Source organism: Salicibibacter kimchii, from assembly GCF_003336365.1.
In the GTDB taxonomy this organism is placed as follows: Bacteria; Bacillota; Bacilli; order Bacillales; family Marinococcaceae; genus Salicibibacter; species Salicibibacter kimchii.
The window spans coordinates 724805-748951 of sequence record NZ_CP031092.1 but is presented as its reverse complement, the minus strand read 5'-3'; the positions used below and the strand labels follow the sequence as shown (position 1 = coordinate 748951).

Genomic DNA, 24147 nt, shown 5'->3' with positions numbered 1-24147 from the left:
TGTCAATAAATCAGTATAGAAAGGGGATTCGGCTGAAATTTATCAAGTCCTGCTGGAGCCTAGAGAAAGAGCTGAGAATATTCCTTCTGATACGAAAAAGGTCCCTTTTAAAATGAAAGTCAAGGGTTTTCTATTGCACGATGCTCGTGCGGGGGACAGGTTCAACTTGAAACATTAAGTGGCAGGAAAGTAAAAGGAACATTAATTGAAGAAAGGCCAACTTATGAATAGAGCGGCTACTTCTTCGGGAGATGCAACTGTATCAAACAATTCCTTAATCGCTTGAATACAGCGCTCGCTTTCACCCTTTTCGGTAAATGGCGATCGATAAATGTCCGGAAAGGGTATATGAGAAACCTCCGTCAAGAATGGGCCCAAATTTTTCCTCATGGCTAAACTTACCGCCGATAGACTTAATGCCCCATAAGTTCTTCCGTGGTAGGATCCGGAAAAAGCAATGATTTTTTGTCTTTTTGTGTAACTTCTGGCCAATTTGATAGCTGTATCATTGGCATCTCCGCCGGATAGACCGACTGAAACACGTTTCGGGAACGCGCCCGGGGTGATCCGGCATAGTTCTTCGGATAACGTCACTAAATGTAGGTGATGGCCATAAGCCGAAGATCCAGACCTACGGTAAACGGTACACTAAATCCGGTGTGACCGGCGGTAAATGATTTGCGTTTTTTTAAAATATTAAAATCTATGTAATCGCTTTCGTAATTTAAAGAGGGAGGAAGATGAAAATGGCAAACAATCAGGGGCGTAGTGTAAGACAACCTACCCTACTGGAAGTAATCATTGTACTTGGTTTATTTTTGGCTATCGCATTTTCTTTCGTGAGTGTTGTTGATCTCCCTATTCAACTCGCATTGTTTATTGCTTTATTTTTGATCGTTATTCTCGGAATAAGATTGGGTTACACGTATAACGATTTGCAGGAAGCGATTAAAAGTGGTATATCCAATGGACTAGAGGCAGTTCTCATTCTGGTTGCTGTTGGTGCTTTAATCGGTTCCTGGATTGCAGGTGGCATAGTTCCGACGATTATTTCTTTTGGCTTAGAAATAATTCATCCCAGTATATTTTTATTAGCGACATTGATCATCTGTTCACTTACTTCCTTGGCAACAGGAACGTCTTGGGGAACCGCCGGGACGGCCGGCATCGCGATGGTTGCTATTGGAGAAGGGCTTGGCATCCCATTACCAATGGTCGTGGGGGCGGTTATGTCGGGTGCTTACTTCGGGGATAAGCTTTCCCCATTATCGGATAGTACGGTGTTGACGGCTTCCATGGCGAAAGTTAATATTATTGATCATATTAAATCCATGCTTTATGTAAGTGTTCCGGCATTTCTCATTAGCGGAGCTGCTTTTACAATTGTAGGATTCACTGCAACCGGTCACGTCGACATGGCTGGAGTGGAATCTACTATAAATTCTCTAAATAGTACGTTTAATATTGGTTGGATAATGTTAATTCCTGCTGTAGTGGTTATTGTACTATTAGCAATGAGAAAACCTCCAGTACCGACGATTGCTTTCGGGGCTTTGTTGGGTGTTGTTTGGGCAGGATTATTTCAAGGTATGGATTGGATTGCAGCCCTCAATACAACGTATGATGGCTTTGTCATTGAAACCGGCGAAGCGTTTATGGATGAATTGCTAAACCAGGGCGGCATTACAAGTATGCTAGGTTCCATTGTCGTTATTTTGTTAGGATTGGGATTCGGCGGTTTGTTGAATCACATTGGAGCACTCCAAGTTATCGTCGATTCTTTCAAGCGATTTATCACGAACACCGGACGTCTATCTATATCCACGGTTGCTACAGGTATTATGGCTAATATATTTGGCTGCGCCATGTATGTATCATTAATCTTGACGCCGAAAATCATGGAGAAAAATTACGATGAGATGAAAGTGGACCGTAGGGTCCTTTCCCGTAATACGGAAGTGGGCGGAACGCTCACGTCAGGGATGGTGCCATGGTCTGATAACGGGATATTTATGGTTGCATTGTTCGGCGTGCCGACGCTACAATATTTACCTTATATGTGGTTAAGTTTTGCGGCGATCATCCTCGTGATTATCTACGGATATACCAATAAGTTTATTTGGTATGTGGATGATGAAGAAGAGGGGCAAGGACATGAATTAGATATAGCTTCAGATCAAAAAGCGTAATTACTAAACAGCAAAGGCTTTGGTTTCATGCCAAAGCCTTTTGGAGATTTTTTAATTCACAGACCGGATGGCTGATAAATCGTTCGTTTCGGCTGATAAAACTAACGTCGCGCCCCACCCGACCCGATTAAATGGAGTCATCCTGGTTCATCCCATACAAAATCCAAGGGGAGGGGAGCGCAAATGGATGGGCGTCCGGGAGAAGGTTAACTTCTTCTTTGGTGAGATCGATCCATATGTAGGTGTCTTCCCCCGTTTGTTTTTTCAATGTGCGGTATGCAGCGGAAACCGTCTCCCATAAGCCATTTTGTTCCCATAGATCGCTCCATGGATAGACGACATGTAAATAATGGTATTTTTTCTGATCTGTCTTTGCAATAAAGAAGCGCGTTTGGTTGTGATTTTCATAAAAAGACCAGTTTTGTAAATGGTCGTCTGAAAATAACGCCGGTGAAGCGGGAAAGGGATAATAGCATTCTAAAGGGAAAACTGCAGACGATTGGACATAGGTCTTTTCTATCCACTCTCGCTTTCGATTCAAATCGTGTATGGGTTGCCAAGGTTCGCTGCCTGATTGTAGTGAAGTCACATTGTTGGTTGTGGCATTAAATAATGTGATCTCCGTAGTTAAGCCAAGTTTTTCAAGCACGCGCTGCGCAGGGATGTTATGTTCTTGCGTGTTCGCCCCGACCCACTCAATTCCCGGATGCTGCAAAGCTTTTTCGATTACGAAGGTCATGAGCTTTGTGGAAAGATTTCGACCTTGCAGAGATTGGTCACTCCGAAGCCTTCCCAGCATAGCGTAGCGATTCGCATATACCGTATAGCCGCCCGTGCTCACAAGCTCGCCATCTATAAATAACCCATATAGATGGTGATTCCCTGTGACTAAGCGGTCAAATATTGCCAGTATGTAGTCATCTTCGATCCCTGTGTCCATTTTTGCAAATCGTGGTAAATCTTCAACATGTAATTGCCGAATCAAAAGGTTCACTCCTTATTTTTCTCTACCTGCGACTATTGTATCTGGATTTGAAAGGGGGCGCAAAATTAGAATGCCGTGACAAAAGGAGCTACACAGCAGGCAACCCCCTTATTTGTTTTCCGGAATAGCGAAATGGCTGACATGTTGCCAGGAAACGATTATGGCGACCGAACACGAAAGCCGATCGCTCTTTCGGTCGCCATGATGTTCAAAAATAAGTGTTAAATGCCTGTGAAAGTAACCAAGGCTGCTGTGTTTTTGGTATAATGAAAAGAAATGACAGGAGAATGAAAATGCGGCCAAAATTGTTGAAGCGTTTATCCCTCGACCGTCTAATGGATCTCAAGGTTGACTATGCGTTTAAGCAATTGTTCGGAAGTGAGAAAAACAAGGAAATTACCGTTGTTTTTTTAAATGCCGTCCTTCAGCGCAATGAACATCATCGTATTAAAGAAATCTCGTTCGCGAATGTGGAAAAAAGTGCTGATTATGAGGAAGACAAAGAGTCGCGTCTTGATATCGTCGCTGTAACAGATGCCAATGAATGGATCAATATTGAGATTCAATTTACAAACAAATATGATATGGTTAAAAGATCATTGTACTATTGGTCGGGATTGTACCAAAAGCAATTGACAAGACGAATGTCATATACGCGGTTGCAGCCGGTGATCGCCATCAATATTATGAATTTTGATTTATTCAAGGAAATGGGTCGTTTCCATACATCTTATCGTTTGTATGAAGACCATGATAAGACGTTGCTCACGGATGTTATGGAATTTCACTTTCTCGAAATGCCAAAGTTGCTTCGTGATTGGAAAGAAAACAAATTGGATCCGTGGAATGATACATTGGCACGGTGGCTGTTGCTGTTAGGAATTGTCGATCATCGCAAAAACAAGGTCTATGAAGACATCTATAAAGAACTGGAGGAGATTGCCATGGAAGATGAAAACCTTCGGAATGCGTTTCAGGACTGGGAAACGTTAAGTGCATCGCAAGAAGAATGGCTTGCGTATGAAGGACGCCTCAAACGGGTGTTGGATGATGAGTCTGCTCGAATTGATATGGAGAACCTGGAAAAAGAAGCACGAAAAGCACGACAAGAAGGAGAAAAAGCACGACAAGAAGGAGAAAAAGAAGGCCGACAAGAAGGTCGACAATTAGGGCGACAAGAAGAAGTCGTCGAGTCTACAATCATGTTTTTAAAAGTGAAATTCCCTGAATATTCCATGGATGCTGTCTCGGAAAAAATGAAGGCTATTGAAAACCTTGAATCACTGAAAAAACTTCAACAAGAGTTGGCTCAAGCCAAAACATGGACGGAAGTGGAGGAGTTGCTGGAAATGTGATGATGCTAAAGGCAAGAGGGACTATAATTTCATTTCGTTAGAAGGAGCCGCGCCAATGTTTATCCAATGTACCCAGAAGCTTTTAAAAGAATGACGTGAAGAACCCGCCACAGAAGTGAACCAGGAATCGCCTTTGTTTTCTTGGCATGCCAATGAGATAACGATGAGCCGGAGGAAGGCTGTCGTCCTTGTTAATGACAACAATCGATATGTCGTTGTTTTATATGGACTTAAGAAGAAAGATTTTCAGAAGCTGGATCAGTTGATAGGTAATGAAAGGCAGCCAATTGTAAATCTCGTTCCTGATGAAGAGTCTCTAGGTTATGAATACGATGTTCCAATGAAGCTTGAAACGGGTATCAAGCTATCCGAATATCTCCCGGCTGAGGTGACATATGTCTATGACTTTGGGGATGATTGGGTGGATCGGATTGAAGTCGATAAGATGATGGAAGATTTCGATAAAAATTATCCGGTCTGTCTTGAAGCCCATGGCAACGCGCCACCCGAGGATGTTGGTGGAGAAGGAGGATATGAAAACTTCCTGGACATTATAGCGGACCAACATCATCCCGACCATGAGAATATGTTGGCATGGGGGCGTATGTAAGATTATCAGGATGTGAATATAAAGGAAATCAATTGGGATCTAAGGAGAAGGGTGTAGTCGTTTTCCTTAAAAAAAACCGGGGAGAACCTTTCCCCGGTTTTTATTCATTCTTCATTACGTAATCGACGCTCGGTAAATGGCGTCCACCGCTTTTTGCAGTGTGTCATTAAATTCGTCGTCGGTTTGATGAACATTCAAATCCTGGGTAAGTGCTCGGGAAAAACTGGCGATGAGGTCTTTGTTTTCAGTCAGTTTTTCATTCGCCTCGTCTGTCGGGTAACCGCCGGATAGGGCGACAACACGAACGACATTCGAGTGGTCAATCAGTGCTTTGTATGTGTTAGCGACGGTTGGGATCGTCAGTTTTAAGATCACGAGATCATCTTGGCCGAGTTGATCGAGGTGGCTTTGAATTTCCTCTTTCAATATTTCCTCACATTTTTCTTTTTCCGGGCTGTGAATATCCACTTCCGGTTCGATAATCGGAACGAGGCCGGCTTCGATAATCTTTTTGCCAATCTCGAATTGCTGATCGACAACTGCCTTAATGGCCTCCGGGTTGGCTTCCTTGATAACGGAGCGCATTTTCGTCCCAAACATGTGACGTTCATTCGCCCGTTTCAATGTTTCGTCCAGATCGTTGATCGGCTTCATCATCTGCACACCATTTGACTCGTCGGCAAGTCCTTTATCCACTTTTAAAAAAGGAACAACGCCTTTTTTTTCAGCCAAGTAATCACCTGTGTACATGCCTTCGATTTCGCGGTCCATCGTTTGCTCAAACAAAATGGCGCCGAGGATTTGCTCGGAATGAAAGGCAGGGGAGGTGATGATCCGTGTCCGCATTTCGTGGACTAAATCGAACATTTCATCCTTGTTCGCATATTCATCTTCCGAAATACCGTATAGGGCGAGGGCCTTCGGGGTACTGCCGCCGCTCTGGTCAAGTGCTGCAATAAATCCATCTCCGTTTTTCATTTGATCAAATTGACGCTGTTGCATACGTGACACTCCTTTATGGTCATTAAGCTTTTTTATGTAAGAAGAGACAATATCGCTCCTATTGTATCATTAATGGGGATGAGGGTATAGTAGGGTGTTTACGAAGGATGGTTTCGGTAGAATGGCTGATAAACGGTTTGTTTTGGCTGATATATTGAAGATTTCGGCTGATAAATCGTTGTGTTTGGCTGATAAACGTTTACTTCCCCCCTTGATTCCCAGTATTATACGATTATGGAGGCGATATTCTTGAGGGAAGCATCTTATTGGATTGAGCGATTACACATGGTGCCGCATCCGGAAGGTGGTTACTTCGTTGAAAATTTTTCATCGAAGGAAAAGATGGAAACATTCGATGGTCGATTGCGAAAAACGTATTCCAGTATTTATTTTTTGCTTGAGCCGAGCAGCCCTTCCCATTTTCACCGATTGAAAAGCGATGAGGTTTGGTATTATCATGCCGGGGATCCACTCACGGTTCATATCATCCACCTCGATGGGGTGTATGAAGCTATTGAAATCGGCCCCGACCTTGACGCCGGACAAAAGCTGAGTACGGTCGTGCCGGCTGGCGCTATTTTTGGGTCAAGCGTTTATGCAAACTATGCGCTTGTCAGCTGTGTGGTCTCCCCAGGATTCGAATACGAAGACTTTGAGCTTTTCACCCAGGCGGAACTGCTTGCTGACTACCCGCAGCACGAGCAGATTATTCGACAATTGGCATATGAAAACATGCCAAAGGAATCTGAGAACGATTGATGGTGGTAAAGATGCAGACATACAAAATAGATGTGCCTTAAAATGAAAAACATTTCAAAACAGATGATCGTCGCTTGGCTTCTAGTGATCGGATGGATGGGGCTTATTTTTTATTTTTCGCATCAGTCCGGGGAAGCGTCGAGTTCGCTGAGCGGAGGGGTGACGGAGGTTGCGTATAGTTGGAGTCAAAGTCTGTTCCCGTTTGTGAATATAGATTTTGAAACCTTTCATACGTTGATTCGCAAGGCGGCGCACGTGGCTGTGTACGTCGTGCTTGGTCTTTTTGTGATTCATGCGTTTCGAGTTTCGACGATTGAAGGAAGGGTGTCGTGGCGGGTGATCGTATGGGCTTGGGTCCTTTGTACGTGTTACGCGATCACGGATGAAGTACATCAGCTGTTCATCCCGGGGCGGAGCGGTGAAGTGAGCGATGTGGTGCTCGATAGCGTTGGTGCTATGGTTGGTATTGGAATTTATATAATTGTTTGGAAAATGAGGGCTGTGAGTGGAGCGGTCCAGGAGCAATGATACCAGTGAGAGGGAAAAAAACAATTAGTGGTGCCATGAAGTGTTCATGACACCAACCAGAGGGGAAAAATAACAACTATAGGTGCCATGACAGGCTTATGACACCGCAATTAGGGGAAAATTTCCAAATAATAGAGGCGTCATGAAGCGCACAACATACTTGGCCGAGTAAGATCCCGGGGGTAAGAGGTGTATTGGACCGCCCAATACACCTCTTACGGGGAAAATGTGTCGGCCGGAGGTATGTTGAAACCATGACAACCGTTCCTACCCCTTTTTAGCAAAATCAATAAAATAATCCAACATTCCCGGGTTTTTCATCGAGCCTATGTTCACGGCTTTTTCAATTGGAGTGCCCATCAGAATTTTTTTGATGGGGACTTCCATTTTTTTGCCGTTCAATGTCGTTGGCACTTCGGTAATTTTGAAAATATCATTGGGCACGTGTCTCGGGGAGCAGTGCTCGCGGATGTTTTGTTTGATTTCTTTTTCCAGTGTTTCGGTTAGTTCTTCGTCCGCTTTTAGAACGACGAACAGCGGCATATAGTCTTTTCCGTTCGGGTCATTGATGTCGACGACAAGGCTGTCTTCGACCGCGCCCACAACTTCTACGGCGCTGTAAATTTCACTCGTGCCCATGCGAATGCCGCCGCGATTGATCGTGGAGTCGGAACGGCCGTAAATCTGGCAGCTCCCTTTGGATGTGATCTTGATCCAATCGCCGTGGCGCCATATGCCGGGAAAGTCTGCGAAATAGCTGTCATAGTAACGTTCGTTGTTTTCATCGCCCCAAAAATAAATCGGCATCGAAGGCATGGGTTTCAATAGCACGAGTTCGCCGACTTCATCGTAGACGGGCTGCCCATCCTCTGTATATGCTTGCACATCAGCCCCGAGCGCTCGGCATTGGATTTCGCCCGCGTGGACCGGCAAAAGCGGTGAACCACTGACGAATGCGGAACACAGGTCGGTCCCGCCACTAACGGAAGCGAGCCACACGTCTTTTTTCACATTTTCATAGACCCACTCGGATCCTTCCGGCGGCAGCGGCGAACCGGTGGAGGCGACGCTTTTCAAGTGCTCCAATTGATACGTGTCGCCGGGCGTTACATCGTTATTTTTATTTGCCATCAAGTAGCTCGCGCTCGTACCGAAGACGGTCGTTTCTGTTTCATCGGCAAATTGCCAGAGCGTGTCTACTGCCGGATACGTCGGGCTGCCGTCATATAAAACGATCGTGGAGCCGGTGAGTAAACCGCTTACAACAACGTTCCACATCATCCAACCTGTTGTGGTAAACCAAAAGAAGGTGTCTTCCGGTTTTAAATCGGTGTGGAAAGCTAATTTTTTCAAGTGTTCAAGCAAAATGCCCCCTTGCCCTTGTACAATTGCCTTCGGTAGCCCGGTCGTTCCGGAAGAGTAAAGGATCCAGAGCGGGTGGTCAAAAGAAACATAGGTATAGGATAGTGATGTCGTCCGGTTGTTTTCGATAAAATCTTCCCAGTGCTCCACATGTGTTAGCGTTTCGGTGTCAGGCTTATTCGACAAATAGGGGAGGGCCACTGTTTTCTGAAGCGTCGGAATCGCTTCTTGAATTTCACGTACCGCATTGATCCGGTCATGATCCTTGCCGTTATAACGGTACCCATCGACGGCAATAAGCAGTTTCGGCTCGATTTGTTGAAAGCGATCAACGACTGTTCGGCTGCCGAAATCAGGGGAAGCGCTCGACCAGACGGCGCCGATGCTCGCGCACGCCAAAAAAGCAATTGTAGCTTCGGGAATGTTCGGCAAATAGGCCACGACGCGATCCCCGGGCTTGATGCCTTCAGCTTTTAACCCGGCGGCAAAAGAAGCTACTTGTTCGTATAGCGTTTGCCAGGACATTTTTTCCGTCGGGCGAACTTCCGATTTGGAAATGATCGCTGTTTCTTCCGGGCGGGTATGGCGAAAGGCATGTTCCGCGTAATTCAATTTCGAGCCCTCGAACCATTGCGCGAACGGAACGCCGTCGGCCTGCAACACGCGCCGGTAGGAGGGGTTTGCCTGAATATCGAAGTATTCCCATTGTGTTTTCCAGAAATCTTCGACATTTTTTACGGACCATTCCCAAAGTTCGTGATAGTCGTTAAACGTCAATCCTTTTTTGTCTTTGAGCCACTGCATGTAATCGGTGAGGTTGGATTGATTCATAAATTCCTGTGACGGTTCCCAAAGAAGGGATCCTTCTTTTACTGTCATCGTGTAACCTCCTGTTTGTTTTTGATCTGTATTCATTCTATCATAAGCTTTCGCCGATCACTTCAAGCATCAGCTTCAGGCTTTTTTCCATTTCATCATGAATCGAGAAAAATAGCTTTTCAAAAGATCCCAAAAGATCCTTCATCGGCTTGTTGTAATGCCTCGTTTCGTTTGAAGTTCTTTTATGAACGATTCGCTTATGGGCCGATTATTATTAATGACGCCTTTCAAAAATTTAATCGCTTCCGCGTGGTTTTGGGTCTCCAAATATTCTTTCAACGTTCCCCTTTGAAGTGAGGTCTTCCTGAAGGAAAAGGGTCGTCTCCCGGATTGACATCGTATTTCCTTCGATTGCATTCGAATGGAACGTCCAGTCAATTTCGAATTTTTCATCCAACATCTCCATTTTTTCAGGGGATAGCGGCCTGTGCTTATCGACTTTTTCCTTAAGTTTTGTAAAATTATTAAATGTTGTCATTTGACACCTCTGAATACCAGCATCCGCTTTGTTTTCATCTTAGCATGATCTCAGGCCTTATGATAGACTGAGGAAAAGAGCGCCTTATGAAGACTATGTTGTTCAATATGGCTTAGACATTGGCATTGATTCTGAGCGAGAATATCTGCCCTTGTTTTTAGGGTGGGCAATTTTTCATACACCGTTGGAAGATGGGAAAACAGCTTTTCAAATGTTTATGGACAAACAGCGGTCCTCAATACGCGCCCAGACAAAAGAAATATTGGATCGATGGGTGACGGTGCCCGGTATGTATGAAGTTACCGATCATATTGATGAAACCCATTTTAGGGTAGAATCGTTAGACACTGCTGAACCAATCGTCGTTGGATTTGAAAAGGAAGCATTGGAACTGTATCCAAACAGTCCGGATGCCTATGTCATTTTGGCAGAGGAAGCCGGTAGTTTGGAAGAACAAAACGATCGCTATTTTGACGGCATGATTAATGGAGAAGCGGAGTTTGGCCCGACTTTTTTTGAAAAAACAAAGGGCATTTCTGGGGTCTCATCGAGACGCGTCCGAATATCGGGAAATGCTGGAACTAAACCCGATGGATAATCAGGGGATCCGTTACCTTTTACTTTCGGCGTTGATGGATACAGAAGCGTATGAAGCGGTTCGGAAACTGGTGAACGAATATGACGAAGCGACCGCCAATATGAGATACAATCGCGCGTATGTCGAATACAAGCTGAACGGATGGACGCGAAAAACAGAGAAATATTTGAAGGAAGCGGTGCAACTGAATCCGCACGTTCCGGAATATTTACTCGGGAAAAGAATAATTCCAAGGGAGAGCCCTGCATTTCTCGGCATCGGCGATGAGAACGAGGCCATCGATTACGTTCAAACTTACGTCGAGCTGTGGCATATGGAGCGAGCGTTGGTGCAGAAATTGGAAGCATTGGTAAAGGGAAGATCATAGATGTAAGCACCTCCGGCGGGGGTGCTTTAAGATCCCGGGGCAGGACTTTCTTTGATTATAGGCGCTTCTAAGATAAAATAGATCACGAACGATGGCGCTAGAAAGGATACGGCGTAGCCGGGAAGTTTACATAATCAAATTATTGCCACTTACCACAAGTGAGCGTCTGACATCAGCAACAATTTTTCCGTCTCCTTCATATGGGAGTCGTCTAACGATCTATTTTTGTCGATCACACTGGATTATAGAACGAATAACTACGTTTGCTCTAAGCGACCCTACGTAACATTTATACTTGTGTCTCCATAAGCCACACCTTCATTTTTTCTTCGCGACTGTAGCGATGATGATGCCGACAATAATCAGGGCGGAACCCGTTAATACGCCAACCGTCATGTCTTCTCCGAGCAGAATACTGCTGAACGTCAATCCGAAAATAGGGACGAGCAACGTGGAGATTGTCGCCGTTACCATGTCAATTTTGCTGATGATGAAAAACCAAGCGGTGAAGCATAACGCCGAGGCAAGGACGCCGGTGAATAAAATATAATAAATGCTCGCTGCATTAAAAATAATCGGTTCGCCCCATTCCATGGCAAGGGCCGCGAGCGTGATGCCAATCGCGCCAAAGAACATTTGCATGGCCGATACTTGTAATTGCGAAAGGCCGGACACGGCACGCCGATAGTAAATGTTCGAGATCGCCCAAGCGATGGCGGCAATAATAATCAGAAGTTGACCGACGATCACCTCGATCGGTTGCCCGACCCACATATCCCACCCGACGATGGTAAATAGCCCGATGATGCCCATCAATAAACCTGTCATCTTCGCCGGGTTTATTTTTTCACCGAGAAATTGCACGGCTAAGAGGCTGCTCCACACCGGCATGGAGTACAATAGGACGGAGGATTGGCCAGCGTCGACGAATTCCAGGGCGTACATGACGAGGGTGAAGACGACCGTGGTTTGCAGGAGGCCAATAACGACCAGATGTTTCCAATAGCGTCTTGGCGGCAAGCCGATTTTTAAAATCCATATGACCAACAGCAGCGTGACCGAGCCGGTGCCGAAGCGGAGCGCCGAAAATGTGAATGGTCCCATGTATGTAAGGGCGTCTTTCATGAGCACCCACGCATAGCCCCAGAGCAGCGTGATGATTAACATAAGCATGTAGATGATAATTTTATTGTCTGGAATGATGTTTTTTAATTGTGCCATAGCTATCATTCTAGCATTTTTTAAGGGCGTTATGTAAAAAAAACATTGGTTATGAAAAGGGGAACACCATTTATGTTTCGTTTTTTGATTGTTATTTGTTCTATGATGATTCTCGTTGGCTGCCAGCGCCCGTCTGACGATGATCCGTTGCAAGGGACGGTCGTGAATATCGTCGATGGCGATACGTTTGATGTGAATATTCAGGGTATGGGGGATGAGCGGGTGCGACCGATCATGGTGGATGCGCCGGAGATCTGTCACCAGCATGATCCCCCGGCGTGTGAGCCGGAGCCATATGGGGAAGAAGCGACAGCATTCGCGACGGATGTATTGCTCGGGGAAACCGTTTATCTTGAACAGGACGAGTCGGAGCGTGATCAGTATGATCGGATGTTATTTTACGTGTATGTAGACGAAGATCAAATGTTTCAGGAAATGTTGTTGGAGGAGGGGTTAGCTGAGGTTGTTGTGTATGAACCGGATGTGCGCTATGAAGAGGCGTTTTATGAGATTCAGGAAGAAGCGCAGGAGCGAGAGGAAGGGATGTGGGGAGGACATTGAGCATGAGAAGATAGATGAAGACAAAAAGAAGAGAATCCCGGCAAGTTTGTCTTCCAAGCCAAAAAAAGGTTCCATGAGGAACCACATACTTGCTATTGCTCAAGTAAATACATAACGTCCACCATCAATGGTTTCCAAGCTTTCATCGATCCAAAGGTCACTTGTTTATCCATGAGCATTCACCTTTTCTTCGAGATAGATGGGTAGCGTACTTTGCTGGTGGGGCTCATTTATCGTCCGTCTCAGAGTGGGGATCGCCCCATTAGAGGGACGATATCGCGAAAATCGTCCGTCTCAGAGTGGGAAACCATCCTTTTAGGGACGGAAGCATGATTTCTGCTCCTCTTAGCATGGGTTGAAGCCGATCAGAGGATCCCGTATGGATGCGTTTTACGGACTTTTTTCGCAGTTCGACTACTGAATTCGGCCGTATGGATGCTTCTTACGGACAATTGTTGCCGGTCCTCCGCCCGGTCCTCCGATGCCGTTATACGGCTGCTGTATGGGCAACGACCCGACGGGCAATATCATTTCCAGATGTGATCATTTATTTCAGCCGTCCTGCACTAGCTCACTACCCCTCCTCCATCGCCTGTAAAAATTCCTGAATCCTTGCCCGGTACTCCTCGCTCAAATGAATCGTGTTATGCCCCTCTCCTTCAATCACATAGCTTTCCTTAGGCCCGCCCCATTTTTCCACGAGGGCCTTTGAATACGCCGGATCAACAATCTCATCCTCCCCAGCGATCAGCGCCAACAACGGATGCTCCGTTTGCGGCGCGATGTCCGTGGAATCAAAAGAGTATTTCAACAGCCATTCCACCGGAAGAAAAGGGAATTGGGACTGGGCAACGTGTAGAAATTCATCAAACGGGGAGACGAGAATTGTGCCCTGCACCTTCCTTTCCGCGCTCAGATGCGTGGCCACCGCTGATCCGATACTCCTCCCCATTGTGACGATGTGATCTGTATCAATATCCTCGCGCTCGGCCATTTCGTCATAGACCATCAACGCGTCCCCCAATAGTGCCTCTTCATCCGGATCTCCTTCGCTTAATCCATATCCGCGGTAGTTCATCAATAACACCGACCAGCCCTCGATCTCTGCCGTTTCGGGGATCAATTGCGATACTTCCTGAGCATTCCCGCCAAAATATATCAGTAACGGCGACGGCTCTTCCTCCACATTAGAGAGCAACCACCCGTGAACGGTCACTTCATCTGTCACAGGAACAGTGATCTCTTCCGCCTCGGGATGCTGGGACCGAATCATATCCGCTTCATCTTCTGTTATGGACGTAGGATAAAAAATCAACCGATGTTGAAAAAAATAAAGCAGTGCAAGCACAAGCACAATGAAGACAAGCACAATAATAATCAACCAAATCCATCTGGGCAGCGCATGCATGGTTTTCACCACTTTTCGCATGTGTTTGTCTTTCTATAGTAACAAAAATATTTTGGAATCAGGTAAAGAGATCGTATCTTTAACATGTGTGCAAGAAAAAATGAAATAAAATCAGTGGTTTGCTAGTGTCAATTGGTCTCACGTGAATGGTCGGAAGAGCAGGATGAATCTTTTTTTAATCATATAAAAGAAGAGTATCCCGTTCGTACAAAAGGCAAAGACTCTTCAGAAAATGGCGGAACAAGGCAGACTATGGTAGCCCTTATCAGCGCGATAGTATTTCTGAAAATGAAGAAAAATCAATCGAAATGGCTAGACATATGCATCGTTGTTTACTGGAATGAGGCGTGAACACGATGTACGTCATATACAATTGGAAGGCATACGGTATCTATATTCGATATGCGGATAAAAACGATACCCTTACCGGAATTATTATCATGGATTATAAAAAAGAAGGAAATCGACGATTCAATCGATATTGCCCATAAATATTAATTTCAAAGAAATTAATCGAAAAATCCAAAACACCTAATTGAGGGTGTTTTTTGTTTTGCCGTGACAAAAGCCGCATTTTCCAATGCGGCTTCCAACATTCACGCTAACCTATTTTCTGTCCTTCTTCCCTCTTCTCGCGGCATCCGTCTCCGATCCGAATTCGGTGCGAAGGTTGCCTTCGTTGGTGTTTTGCCGGTTGTTATCGTCACCGGCTGGTGCCGGGGTGTTTAGGACTGTGTTTTGCATGTACATATGGAAGAAGATTTCTCCGATGGCGATGATGATTGCTGAGAAGAACGCTGCCCATCCGAAGTTGCCTGCTGGTTCGAATAAGGCGGCGAGCAGCCAAACGCCAACGAATGCGAGGCCAAAGTCCGCCAGTGTCCCTGCTACGTTTCCGAATTGTGGTAAGATCCACAAGTCGCCGATAAGATAGGCTGCACCTGTCATGATAAGGCTGATCCAGAAAATATTGCCAAAGCTGACGCCGAAAAATCCTCCTAAAATGAGCCACAATATGACGGTCATCATAACAAATTTAATGATCAATGCGACGACATGATTCATTCATTCAACCTCCAATATAATCGTTTGCTTCATTATGGTTTCCTGTTTCCGTTGTTTTAGTCTGGGCATTGTAAGCGGACAAATGTTGCTTGCATAGGCTGAATTTGGAATACGGATATAGGCGAATGTTCGCCAAAACATAAGGAGGCACAAACGATGAGCGAGGAATATTTGGCTTGACATGAGACGTTAGAGCTACATGAATTGGTGCTTGGCTTGTTGGGGAACGCCGGACCGTGCCTTTCCCTGCATAAATCACCCTCGCCTTCTCATACTAAGCGTAAAAACGGGGGATAATCGTGAAACGCACAAAACCGGTGGTTCTTTTTATTATTGATACATTGATGGCCACGCCGCTGGAAGAAGCGGTTCAAACGGGGTTTGCGCCGGCAATGCAATATTTAATGGAAAAAGGCCGCTATTTTCCCGAGGTTGTCAGCTCCTTTCCGACGATGTCCGTTAATATTGAGAGTACGCTGCTCACGGGCGTTTACGCGGATCAGCACCATTTGCCCGCCCTCATTTGGTACCACGAGGATGAACAACGGATCGTCAATTACGGAACGGGTATTAAAGAAGTGATGAAAACGGGGTTCACCCCCTTCGTGAATGATATGTTTTACCAACTCAACAACGTTCATTTGAGCAAGGACGTCAAAACGATCCATGAGGAGCTGGCCGAGCGGGGGATGACGAGCGCCTCGATCAACAATTTTGTTTATCGTGGGTATTCGGAACGTAAAATAAAGCTTCCCAAACCGTTGCAAATGTTGACCGGGGATAAAAGTACGTGGGACATGCAAACCCCGTCGTTATGGTCTCTCGGCGCTTTTTCGACATTCAACCCGAGAAAAAAGACGCCGCAGCTTTTTTCCGACAACTATAAAGAAAGCTTCCGGGAAACGAAACATTTAATAAAAAAAAGAAAACTGCCTTATTTTACAATTTGTACGGTTCAGGATCTTGACTTGCGCGTTCATTTGAAAGGGCCGATGGATATCGCGGGCATACATAAAATCGATCGGGAATTGCAAAAGCTCCTCGGGCTGTATGGGCGTTGGGACGAGGCGCTCAAGGCTTGTACGTGGATTATTTTGTCCGATAACGGTCACGCGTCCATGGGCCATAAGCGGAAGCAGTACGTGATTGATCTGAGAAAACGGTTGAAAGGCTTTCGGATCATGAAAGACACGCGTCCAACGCGTAATGACGAAATCGCGCTTGCCGTCAATCAGCGCACGGCCTTCATTTATTGCATCGGCACCAGCGTGGAAAAAAAGCAGGTGATCGCGCGGCTGCAGCAAGATCGGTGTATCGATATCATTGCTTGGGGAGAAGCGGGGCAAACGCACGTCGTATCCGGGGAGAAGGCAGGGCATTTTTCATTTGTGGCCGGTGGAGATTACGTCGATACGTACCGGCAAACATGGACGATCGCGGGAAATGAAAAACTGCTAGATCTTACGGTGAAAAAGAACCGGGTTGAATATAGCAATTATCCGGATGCGCTCGCCCGGCTTTCTAGCAGCTTACGGTCCCATAAAGGGGACTATGTGGTCGCTACGGCGAAGCCCGGGTATGAGTTTCAGGACAAGGGCTCACCGATTCATGTGGACGGGGCGGCGCATGGGTCCTTGCACAAGCAAGAATCATCCGTGCCGATGATCGTGGTGGGTACAGATAGTGAACCGGAGTATGAACGGATCGTCGATTTGAAACCGTGGTTGTTGCGGTTGTTGGGAGGGGGATGATTGGGAAGATGGCCGCTAAAGGCGACCGAAAGCGTTGGCAGAACCCGGGCACGGGTGCCATGATCGATCGCCACCCGAGCGAAATCGGAAATCGCCCAAAAAACGCCCGCCGGTCATGATGCCTGTTGACGGTTTTCTTTTTCCTCTTTCAAAATATACTTGCGCAGTATTTGAAAGAGTGGCGGAAGGACGAGGAGCACCGCCATGATCCGGATGACTTGGACAGCGACGACGAAGGTGGAATCGGCGCCGAGTTCAACCGCGGTGGCGGCCATTTCGGCAACGCCCCCCGGGGAAAAGGCGAGGATCGATGTGATCATGTCGAGTTGCGTTTGGGAAGCGACCAAGATGGACAAAGCCGCGAGCGCCGCGATCAACGCTAACGAGCTCAATATGCCCACGATGATCACGGCTTTCGCATCGCGAAATAATTCCCGTTGCATTTTGGCACCGATGCTGGCGCCGAGAAATAATTGGGCAACAGGCAACGCCCAGTCTGGCCACCAAAGCGTGGCTTCCGGAGTTGCTTGACCGGAGATGAGATTGAAGACAGCGACGGTCACCATCGCGCCGAGCAACCAGGGCGTAGGGATTTTCAGTTTTTTTGATGCGACGGCGCCGAAAAGCGCCAGTGCCAACAAAAGAAACGTCCAGCCGAATTGGCTGAAGGTGAGTGGCAAGAAGGTTGATTCGTAGGCCACCGTTTGTACCTCAGCGGCAGCGCCTCCGTTACCGCCGTTGAATGATAATAAAACCGGAACGGTACTGATGACCAGCACAATGCGGAGCACCTGTGTGACACTGACGGTCGCCACGTCTGCCCCTACTTCTTGCGCGTAAGCGGGCATGGCAGCTACCCCGCCGGGCGCTGTGGCGATAAAACTGGATAAAAGATCCGTTTTTGTAAAATAATAGAGAAAAAATCCGGTGATGAACGCGAAAATCATTGAGAGCACGAGTACGGTGAGGATGATGAGCCAATAGTTGCTCAGCGTGTCGATGAGCGTCATATTGATATACAGGCCAAGTTGCACACCGAGTATTCCTTGGCCGAGCCATAGCCAACTAGCGGGGATTGTGTTGACCGCATGTTTGAGGTTCAGAAAGTCAGGCTGAAAAATCGCGACCAGGCTGCCGACCACTAATGCGCCAATCATCCATGCAATGGATAGATTTGTGAATGAAAACAAAAGTCCACCCAATCCGCACAACATAAAATAAGCGACATATTGCAAAGTTATTCCTTCTTTCCACGTGCACACACTCTATCTAGTATAATATTGAAGCGAAGCGTGAGCAAGAAAAGGGGATTGGGCGGTAAACGGGAGATTGGGTGGGAATCTGGTGTTTTCGCGACTTATTCTGTCACTTTCGGAGGTTAATCTGTCACTTTTCAAACTTATTCTGGTACTTTCCAATGATATTCTGTCACTTTGTAAGGATAATCTGTCATTTCGCTTATTATGCTATCCATATACCGAGGTGCGCCCGGGACCTGAGCTCGGGCGCCTCCCTTGCTTACCGATCATACGCGTTCAAACCGTTCACCCCGTGGGCGATGGCAGAACCGGCTTTCAGAGCAGTGGCGACGAAGATGATTTCGGCGATTTCTTCTTTGCCGGCGCCTTGTTCTTTGGCGTTTTTTGTGTGCAGGTCGATGTAGTACGGGCAGCCGGTTGTGTGGGCGACCGCGACGGCGATGAGTTCGCCTTCTTTTTTGCTCCTTGTCGTTGGTTCGAGCGCTTGTTTGTCAAAATTAACGAATGCCTTAAACATCTCCGGCTGCAGCTTGGAAAATTCGCTAAGTCGATCAAAGTAGCTGCGTTTGAAGAGCGTGTCATCTTCCACGCCGTCGTACGCGTTCAAGGCGTTGACGCCGTGGGCCATGGAGGAACCCGCTTTTAACGCCGTTCCAATCAAAATGGCTTCGCTCATTTCTTCTTTGCTTCCGCCGGCGTCTTTTAAGTTGCCGACATGGAGTTCGATGCAATACGGACAGCCGGTGACGTGAGCGACGGCGACGGCTGCGAGTTCTTTCAATTTCAACGAGAGCGAGCCGTGCTTCATGACGCCTTCATTGAATGTCATGAATTCCTTAAACATCTCCGGGGCAAGGTCGGAGAATTCGTTCAGTCTGGAAAAATAAGTACGTTCATACAAACTTTCGGCCATACTAATCGCTTCCTTTCCATTATAATCTAATACTTTTTTCTATACCCTCTTTCTTTTCTGAATAATCTGGGCTATAATAAAAAATAAGTTATCACATATCAGACAACTGAAAGGTGGCCGGAATGAACATTCAAAAAATATCGACGAAGAAAATCTCCGAGCAAGTGGCGGAGCAACTGGAACAGTCAATCGCGGAAGGACACCTGCCGGCGGGCGAAAAGCTGCAATCGGTCCGGGAACTTTGTGAACAATTCCAGGTCGGGCGCTCGGCCGTGCGGGACGCGATCACGGTTTTAAAAGGCAAAGGCATGGTGAACGTCGTCCAAGGAGAGGGAACGTTTGTAACTGCGCCAAGCGAATGGCAACCCTTCGGCACTTTCACGTTAAACGATGAAACAGCGATCCGTGATGTATACACGGTGCGAAAGTGGATGGAAATAGGGATCGCGGAGGAGGCGGCACTGCACCGTGACGAGGCACACCTTGCTACGATGGAGAAATGGCTTGAAGCAGAAGAAGGCTGGGAAGCGGATTACCGTTTCCACATCACCCTTGCGAAAGCAACGGGCAATGACATGTTCGTGCATTTAATGGAAGCGATTTCAACGAATATGAAAAAAGCATTGATGGATTGCCATCGCATGATCGCGGCCAATGCAGACGTGGCAAAAAAAATCGAAGGGCAACACGCGAGCATCTATGAAGCGGTCAAACAGCGAGATTCACAAGCGGCCAAGGACATCATGCAAACGCACTTAATCTATGTTGAAGATCTGCTACGGCAATCGTTGAAGGAGGAGGATCATGCAACAGCAAACGCTAGGGAATGAGGGGCGACAGCGTGTCAGCCCGACCACACCGGAGGAAGTCGCAGATATTATAAAACGTGCCAATGACAGGAATGAAACGGTTATCCCCGTGGGCGGAGGAACGAAACAAGGCTTTGGCGGGGAAGGTGACGAGGCCGATATTCTATTATCCATGGAAAATCTGAATCAAGTCATTGAATATTCCCCGGGCGACATGACGATGACCGTGCAGGCAGGCACGACGATGGAAAAAATAAACGAAACCGCACGCGCCGAGCAGCAGATGGTGCCGCTCGATCCGTCGTATCCGTCGCAAGCAACGATCGGTGGGGTGGTCGCCGCCAATGACAGCGGCCCGAAACGGATGGCGTATGGATCGGCGCGGGATCATGTCATCGGCTTGCGCGTTGCCGACCCAAACGGCGAGATTTTACGATCAGGCGGGAAAGTCGTTAAAAACGTCGCGGGCTATGATATGAACAAATTACTCGTTGGTTCGATGGGCACGCTTGGGATGATTACGGAAGTCACGTTGAAGTTGCGTCCCTATCCAAAATATACCAGTATGTGTGTGCTGACATTTCCGGATGAGGCAGCAACACGTGACGTTAAACCTTTTCTATCGAAACTATTGGATACGCATCTGGAACCGATCACTTTGGAATACATGGAACCGAATATGAGCGAGCGATTGTTTCATAAACGAGGCTATAGTTTGGCGATCACGTTTGAAGATGTAAAAAAAGCGGTGGACGTCCAGGAGAAATGGGTCCGAGAACACATGCCGAACACAGCCGAACTCACCGTTTATCATGACAACGAGGTCGAGGAATTTTGGCGAACGTTTGCCGATCTTACCTTTGCTGAAGCGGTTCATATCAAGATCGGCAGTAAAAACATGCAAGTACTTGACCATATCCATCATTGTAAGCGATTGCAAGAAGGGCGGGATGTACACGTGTTTGCCCACGGTGGGGCCGGCCACGGGATTAGCCGGGTGTACGCCAGTGGCGATGGCGTCCAGTCCTTTGTGGAAGACTTGCGGCTCCGTTGTGAACAATCGAAGGGCTACGCAATATTGACGCACGCGCCGTTTGAGGTGCGCACGTCCATTGGTGTCTGGGGTGCGACACCGGGTTATTTTTCCATCCTTACAGGCATTAAAGAGCAGTTGGATCCGAAGGGGATTTTGAATCCAAATCGATTTGTAGGGGGAATTTAGATGGCTACGGCGCCGAAGTTGGCTGATTTGGTCGTGACGAAGAATGATCCGCCGGTAGGTAATTATTTGTGGGAAGATCCGCCGGATGAGGATAAATTTTCTGCTTGTGTTCATTGCGGCATGTGCTTGGAGGCGTGTCCGACGTATTTGGAACTTGGGCATGAGCATCAGTCGCCTAGGGGGCGGATTCATTCGATCGTGGCGGTAGCGGAAGGAAAAATTAGCATTGATGAAGCGTTTGAAGATCCGATGTTCACGTGTCTCGATTGTCGCGCGTGTGAAACGGCGTGTCCGGCAGGCGTGCAGGTGGGGACGCTCATCGAGGAAGCACGCGGGCAAGTGCGACAGGCGATGCCTTTGAAAGGATGGCAAGGGTTCGTGAGCCGGTTTTTCTTGCGCGGTGTGTTTCCGCATACGAAGCGGTTGCACGCGTTGGGGATGTTGACGAGAATCTATCAAAAGAGCGGCGCGCAGACGGTCGTTCGCAAGAGTGGGGCGAAGAAGGTGCTGCCGGATCATCTCGGCGCGATGGAAGGGATTATGCCGGACGTTGGGCGGCCGGTGTTGAAAACGCATCCGGAGCGGATTCCGGCGCAGGGAGAAGAAAAGGGTACGGCATCGATGTTTACCGGCTGCATCATGGATGTGATGTACAGCGATGTGAATGAAGCAACCGTTAGGGTATTAACGAAAAATGGCCATAACGTGGAGATTCCGAAACAGCAGAATTGTTGCGGTGCCTTGCATGTGCACGCGGGCGATCGGGAGATGAGTAAAAAATTAGCACGTCAAAACATCGATACGTTTTTGGAATCGGATGCAGAACATGTCGTCGTTAATGCGGCAGGATGCGGCTGTGCGTTGCGGGAATATCCGGAGCTATTGCAAAATGATGAGGAATACAAAGAAAAAGCGGAACAGTTTTCGGAAAAAGTGCTCGATGTGTCGAAATATTTACATGATTACGGATATGAAGCGCCGAAAGCGTCGTTGAATAAGCGGGTAACCTATCATGATGCGTGCCATCTCGCTCACGGTCAGGGGGTGTGGGATGAGCCGAGAGAGATTCTCGAAGCGATTCCGGGATTGGAAATGGCGCATTTGCCAAATGCGGATAGTTGTTGCGGCAGCGCGGGCGTATACAATATCACGAACCCGGATATGGCCGGGCGCATCCTCGACCGAAAAATGGCGGACGTGCCGGATGATGTGGAAATGATCTCCATGGGCAACCCCGGCTGTATGTTGCAGATGGCGATGGGGGTTGAGAAGTATGGCCGTGACGAGAAAATCGTCCATACGATGCAGCTCTTGGATTGGGCCTATGAACGTGAGGAAGGTGAAGACGATGAGTGAAAAGAAATCGGCATTGGTAGAGGAAATGACGCGCTTGCTCGGAAAAGATGCGGTTCTGCACCGGGATGCAGATTTGATCACATATGAATGTGACGGCTTAACGGTCTTTCGCGGAATGCCGCTTGCCGTTGTTTTTCCGGCGACGACCGAAGAGGTGTCCGATGTGGTCCGTTGGCTTCATGCTCAAGAAATTCCGTTTATCCCTCGGGGAGCAGGCACGGGCTTAAGCGGCGGGGCTACGCCTTTCGGGGGCGAAGTCATTATCAGTCTCGTGCGCATGAAACAGTTGCTGCACGTCGATTACGATAATCGGGAAGCGATCGTGCAGCCGGGCTATATTAATCTCCAGCTTACAAATTCGATTACCCATAAAGGCTTTTATTACGCGCCGGATCCCTCCAGCCAGTCTAACTGCACGATCGGGGGGAACGTGGCGGAAAATGCCGGCGGGGCCCATTGTCTGAAATATGGGGTGACGACCAATCACGTGCTCGGCTTGGAAGTGGTGATGCATGATGGGGAAATCGTTGAGCTCGGAGGGGTTCCCGATGCGCCCGGTTATGATTTGCTCGGGATTCTCACGGGCTCGGAAGGTACGCTCGGCATTGTCACGTCGATCACCGTAAGCATTTTAAAACAGCCGGAATCGAAAGAAACGGCATTGGCTTATTTTGATTCGGTTGAAGATGCCAGTTACGCGGTCTCGGACATTATCGCGGCCGGCATCGTACCTGCGGCGATTGAAATGATGGATGAAATCGCGATTCAAGGCGTGGAGCGGGCGACGAATCCTGTCGGACATCCGGAAGGATCAAAGGCGGTACTGATCATGGAAGTGGACGGTATCGCGGCGGGGATTGAGGATCAAATCCATGAGATGGTGAGGGTGTGCGAGCGTCATAACGTTAAAGAAATAAAAGTCGCCCAAGACGACCGTGAACGCGGGAAATGGTGGGCGAACCGGGAAAACGGCGTTTGGGGCGATGGGCGCGATTTCTCCTGCCTACCTCGTGCAAGATGGCGTCATTCCGCGTAGCCGCTTGTCAGAAGTGCTTGCCCGTATCGAGGAAATCAGCGAGGAATCAGGCTTGCGAATCGCGAATGTGTTTCATGCAGGCGACGGCAATTTGCATCCGTTGATTTTGTTCGATGCCCGCAATGAAGGCGAAACCGATCTCGCCTTGGAGGTGGGTACAAAAACGCTGGAGGCTTGTACGGACGTGGGTGGTTCCATTACCGGGGAGCACGGCGTCGGCATCGAGAAAAAAGAAGATATGCGCCTCGTCTTTACCGAAGAGGAAATCGACCGGCAACTCGCGGTGCGCGATGTGTTTAATCCGAATAACCTGATGAACCCGGATAAACAGTTTCCGAAACCCGCGCGCTGTGGTGAAGTGAAGCGCGCTGTCGGGAGTGGAGAAGCGCATCAGGCAGTGACCCAGCATTAAGCTTAGGAAATTAAGCAAAAAA

The 24147-nt window shown here is 47.6% G+C and carries 22 protein-coding genes and 2 pseudogenes; 14 read left to right on the top strand and 10 right to left on the bottom strand.

The window, feature by feature from the left end:
* Nucleotides 1–31: 31 nt before the first annotated feature.
* A pseudogene (ortA, locus tag DT065_RS19800) lies at nucleotides 32–231 on the top strand (2-amino-4-oxopentanoate thiolase subunit OrtA); the annotation flags it as partial.
* Here the strand turns inward: ortA and DT065_RS03880 are convergent.
* Nucleotides 202–594, bottom strand: coding sequence for an aminotransferase class III-fold pyridoxal phosphate-dependent enzyme (locus DT065_RS03880; RefSeq protein ID WP_114371052.1), 393 nt, complete (start codon nucleotides 592–594; stop codon nucleotides 202–204). The pseudogene ortA and the gene DT065_RS03880 overlap by 30 nt on opposite strands.
* A gap of 152 nt (nucleotides 595–746) precedes the next feature.
* Between DT065_RS03880 and nhaC the strand changes: the two genes are divergently transcribed.
* Nucleotides 747–2189 carry a Na+/H+ antiporter NhaC gene (gene nhaC, locus DT065_RS03875; protein WP_114371050.1) on the top strand — a complete coding sequence of 481 codons (1443 nt, stop codon included), beginning with the start codon at nucleotides 747–749 and terminating at the stop codon, nucleotides 2187–2189.
* A 127-nt stretch (nucleotides 2190–2316) separates the two neighbouring features.
* Here nhaC and DT065_RS03870 read toward each other — a convergent pair whose 3' ends face one another.
* Nucleotides 2317–3183: a GNAT family N-acetyltransferase gene (locus tag DT065_RS03870; RefSeq protein WP_114371047.1), complete on the bottom strand. Its 867-nt coding sequence runs from the start codon at nucleotides 3181–3183 to the stop codon at nucleotides 2317–2319.
* 284 nt (nucleotides 3184–3467) lie between these two features.
* On the opposite strand from DT065_RS03870, the gene DT065_RS03865 reads away from it, so the two are divergent.
* The gene (locus DT065_RS03865) at nucleotides 3468–4529 is read left to right on the top strand and encodes an Rpn family recombination-promoting nuclease/putative transposase (RefSeq protein WP_227002718.1); all 1062 of its coding nucleotides are present in this window, start codon (nucleotides 3468–3470) and stop codon (nucleotides 4527–4529) included.
* Nucleotides 4530–4644: 115 nt separating this feature from the next.
* On the top strand, nucleotides 4645–5139 hold the full coding sequence (locus DT065_RS03860) for a plasmid pRiA4b ORF-3 family protein (protein WP_418314592.1): 495 nt from the start codon (nucleotides 4645–4647) through the stop codon (nucleotides 5137–5139).
* Nucleotides 5140–5253: 114 nt separating this feature from the next.
* Here DT065_RS03860 and DT065_RS03855 read toward each other — a convergent pair whose 3' ends face one another.
* Entirely contained in the window at nucleotides 5254–6141 is an 888-nt protein-coding gene (locus DT065_RS03855; RefSeq protein ID WP_114371045.1) for a fructose bisphosphate aldolase, read from the bottom strand.
* A 249-nt stretch (nucleotides 6142–6390) separates the two neighbouring features.
* Here DT065_RS03855 and DT065_RS03850 point away from each other — a divergent pair, with 249 nt between their 5' ends.
* Together DT065_RS03850 and DT065_RS03845 are read left to right on the top strand one after the other, a co-directional pair.
* The gene (locus DT065_RS03850) at nucleotides 6391–6900 is read left to right on the top strand and encodes a cupin domain-containing protein (RefSeq protein WP_335743571.1); all 510 of its coding nucleotides are present in this window, start codon (nucleotides 6391–6393) and stop codon (nucleotides 6898–6900) included.
* 42 nt (nucleotides 6901–6942) lie between these two features.
* On the top strand, nucleotides 6943–7428 hold the full coding sequence (locus tag DT065_RS03845) for a VanZ family protein (RefSeq protein WP_114371042.1): 486 nt from the start codon (nucleotides 6943–6945) through the stop codon (nucleotides 7426–7428).
* Between the two features lie 267 nt (nucleotides 7429–7695).
* Here the strand turns inward: DT065_RS03845 and DT065_RS03840 are convergent, their stop codons facing one another.
* Nucleotides 7696–9669 carry an acetoacetate--CoA ligase gene (locus DT065_RS03840; RefSeq protein ID WP_114371040.1) on the bottom strand — a complete coding sequence of 658 codons (1974 nt, stop codon included), beginning with the start codon at nucleotides 9667–9669 and terminating at the stop codon, nucleotides 7696–7698.
* A 235-nt stretch (nucleotides 9670–9904) separates the two neighbouring features.
* Nucleotides 9905–10147 carry a hypothetical protein gene (locus DT065_RS03835; RefSeq protein WP_114371038.1) on the bottom strand — a complete coding sequence of 81 codons (243 nt, stop codon included), beginning with the start codon at nucleotides 10145–10147 and terminating at the stop codon, nucleotides 9905–9907.
* A gap of 151 nt (nucleotides 10148–10298) precedes the next feature.
* Here DT065_RS03835 and DT065_RS03830 point away from each other — a divergent pair, with 151 nt between their 5' ends.
* Both DT065_RS03830 and DT065_RS03825 read left to right on the top strand, forming a co-directional pair.
* Entirely contained in the window at nucleotides 10299–10745 is a 447-nt protein-coding gene (locus DT065_RS03830; protein WP_114371036.1) for a hypothetical protein, read from the top strand.
* A complete protein-coding gene (locus DT065_RS03825; RefSeq protein ID WP_114371034.1) occupies nucleotides 10738–11112 on the top strand; it encodes a hypothetical protein in 375 nt (124 codons plus the stop codon). The genes DT065_RS03830 and DT065_RS03825 overlap by 8 nt, the downstream gene beginning before the upstream one ends.
* A gap of 318 nt (nucleotides 11113–11430) precedes the next feature.
* Here the strand turns inward: DT065_RS03825 and DT065_RS03820 are convergent, their stop codons facing one another.
* Complete coding sequence (locus tag DT065_RS03820; protein WP_114371032.1) at nucleotides 11431–12333, bottom strand: DMT family transporter; 903 nt, start codon at nucleotides 12331–12333, stop codon at nucleotides 11431–11433.
* A gap of 72 nt (nucleotides 12334–12405) precedes the next feature.
* Between DT065_RS03820 and DT065_RS03815 the strand changes: the two genes are divergently transcribed.
* Complete coding sequence (locus DT065_RS03815; protein WP_160112383.1) at nucleotides 12406–12894, top strand: thermonuclease family protein; 489 nt, start codon at nucleotides 12406–12408, stop codon at nucleotides 12892–12894.
* A gap of 574 nt (nucleotides 12895–13468) precedes the next feature.
* On the opposite strand, the gene DT065_RS03810 is transcribed toward DT065_RS03815, so the two are convergent.
* Both DT065_RS03810 and DT065_RS03805 read right to left on the bottom strand, forming a co-directional pair.
* Nucleotides 13469–14323 carry an alpha/beta hydrolase gene (locus DT065_RS03810; protein WP_114371028.1) on the bottom strand — a complete coding sequence of 285 codons (855 nt, stop codon included), beginning with the start codon at nucleotides 14321–14323 and terminating at the stop codon, nucleotides 13469–13471.
* Nucleotides 14324–14908: 585 nt separating this feature from the next.
* A complete protein-coding gene (locus DT065_RS03805; RefSeq protein ID WP_114371026.1) occupies nucleotides 14909–15367 on the bottom strand; it encodes a YndM family protein in 459 nt (152 codons plus the stop codon).
* Between the two features lie 299 nt (nucleotides 15368–15666).
* Here DT065_RS03805 and DT065_RS03795 point away from each other — a divergent pair, with 299 nt between their 5' ends.
* Nucleotides 15667–17118, top strand: coding sequence for an alkaline phosphatase family protein (locus tag DT065_RS03795; RefSeq protein ID WP_227002716.1), 1452 nt, complete (start codon nucleotides 15667–15669; stop codon nucleotides 17116–17118).
* 113 nt (nucleotides 17119–17231) lie between these two features.
* Here DT065_RS03795 and DT065_RS03790 read toward each other — a convergent pair whose 3' ends face one another.
* Together DT065_RS03790 and DT065_RS03785 are read right to left on the bottom strand one after the other, a co-directional pair.
* On the bottom strand, nucleotides 17232–18353 hold the full coding sequence (locus tag DT065_RS03790; protein WP_114371022.1) for an AbrB family protein: 1122 nt from the start codon (nucleotides 18351–18353) through the stop codon (nucleotides 17232–17234).
* 283 nt (nucleotides 18354–18636) lie between these two features.
* Complete coding sequence (locus DT065_RS03785) at nucleotides 18637–19290, bottom strand: carboxymuconolactone decarboxylase family protein (RefSeq protein WP_114371020.1); 654 nt, start codon at nucleotides 19288–19290, stop codon at nucleotides 18637–18639.
* 122 nt (nucleotides 19291–19412) lie between these two features.
* Here DT065_RS03785 and DT065_RS03780 point away from each other — a divergent pair, with 122 nt between their 5' ends.
* The 4 genes and pseudogenes from DT065_RS03780 (at nucleotide 19413) to DT065_RS03765 (ending at nucleotide 24125) form a co-directional block, all read left to right on the top strand.
* Complete coding sequence (locus DT065_RS03780) at nucleotides 19413–20120, top strand: FadR/GntR family transcriptional regulator (RefSeq protein ID WP_114371019.1); 708 nt, start codon at nucleotides 19413–19415, stop codon at nucleotides 20118–20120.
* Entirely contained in the window at nucleotides 20095–21321 is a 1227-nt protein-coding gene (locus DT065_RS03775; RefSeq protein WP_114371017.1) for an FAD-binding oxidoreductase, read from the top strand. The genes DT065_RS03780 and DT065_RS03775 overlap by 26 nt, the downstream gene beginning before the upstream one ends.
* Entirely contained in the window at nucleotides 21322–22677 is a 1356-nt protein-coding gene (locus DT065_RS03770; RefSeq protein WP_114371015.1) for a (Fe-S)-binding protein, read from the top strand.
* Nucleotides 22670–24125: pseudogene (locus tag DT065_RS03765) on the top strand (FAD-linked oxidase C-terminal domain-containing protein). The gene DT065_RS03770 and the pseudogene DT065_RS03765 overlap by 8 nt, the downstream one beginning before the upstream one ends.
* Nucleotides 24126–24147 lie beyond the last annotated feature (22 nt).

What these genes read in the sequence shown, in the direction of transcription:
- DT065_RS03840 (WP_114371040.1), bottom strand. Translation starts at nt 9,669, where the DNA reads ATGACAGTAAAAGAAGGATCCCTTCTTTGGGAACCGTCACAGGAATTT.
- DT065_RS03785 (WP_114371020.1), bottom strand. Translation starts at nt 19,290, where the DNA reads ATGGCCGAAAGTTTGTATGAACGTACTTATTTTTCCAGACTGAACGAA.
- DT065_RS03770 (WP_114371015.1), top strand. Translation starts at nt 21,322, where the DNA reads ATGGCTACGGCGCCGAAGTTGGCTGATTTGGTCGTGACGAAGAATGAT.
- DT065_RS03775 (WP_114371017.1), top strand. Translation starts at nt 20,095, where the DNA reads ATGCAACAGCAAACGCTAGGGAATGAGGGGCGACAGCGTGTCAGCCCG.
- DT065_RS03855 (WP_114371045.1), bottom strand. Translation starts at nt 6,141, where the DNA reads ATGCAACAGCGTCAATTTGATCAAATGAAAAACGGAGATGGATTTATT.
- DT065_RS03865 (WP_227002718.1), top strand. Translation starts at nt 3,468, where the DNA reads ATGCGGCCAAAATTGTTGAAGCGTTTATCCCTCGACCGTCTAATGGAT.
- DT065_RS03825 (WP_114371034.1), top strand. Translation starts at nt 10,738, where the DNA reads ATGGATAATCAGGGGATCCGTTACCTTTTACTTTCGGCGTTGATGGAT.
- DT065_RS03845 (WP_114371042.1), top strand. Translation starts at nt 6,943, where the DNA reads ATGAAAAACATTTCAAAACAGATGATCGTCGCTTGGCTTCTAGTGATC.
- DT065_RS03815 (WP_160112383.1), top strand. Translation starts at nt 12,406, where the DNA reads ATGTTTCGTTTTTTGATTGTTATTTGTTCTATGATGATTCTCGTTGGC.
- DT065_RS03810 (WP_114371028.1), bottom strand. Translation starts at nt 14,323, where the DNA reads ATGCGAAAAGTGGTGAAAACCATGCATGCGCTGCCCAGATGGATTTGG.
- DT065_RS03780 (WP_114371019.1), top strand. Translation starts at nt 19,413, where the DNA reads ATGAACATTCAAAAAATATCGACGAAGAAAATCTCCGAGCAAGTGGCG.
- nhaC (WP_114371050.1), top strand. Translation starts at nt 747, where the DNA reads ATGGCAAACAATCAGGGGCGTAGTGTAAGACAACCTACCCTACTGGAA.
- DT065_RS03805 (WP_114371026.1), bottom strand. Translation starts at nt 15,367, where the DNA reads ATGAATCATGTCGTCGCATTGATCATTAAATTTGTTATGATGACCGTC.
- DT065_RS03820 (WP_114371032.1), bottom strand. Translation starts at nt 12,333, where the DNA reads ATGGCACAATTAAAAAACATCATTCCAGACAATAAAATTATCATCTAC.
- DT065_RS03835 (WP_114371038.1), bottom strand. Translation starts at nt 10,147, where the DNA reads ATGACAACATTTAATAATTTTACAAAACTTAAGGAAAAAGTCGATAAG.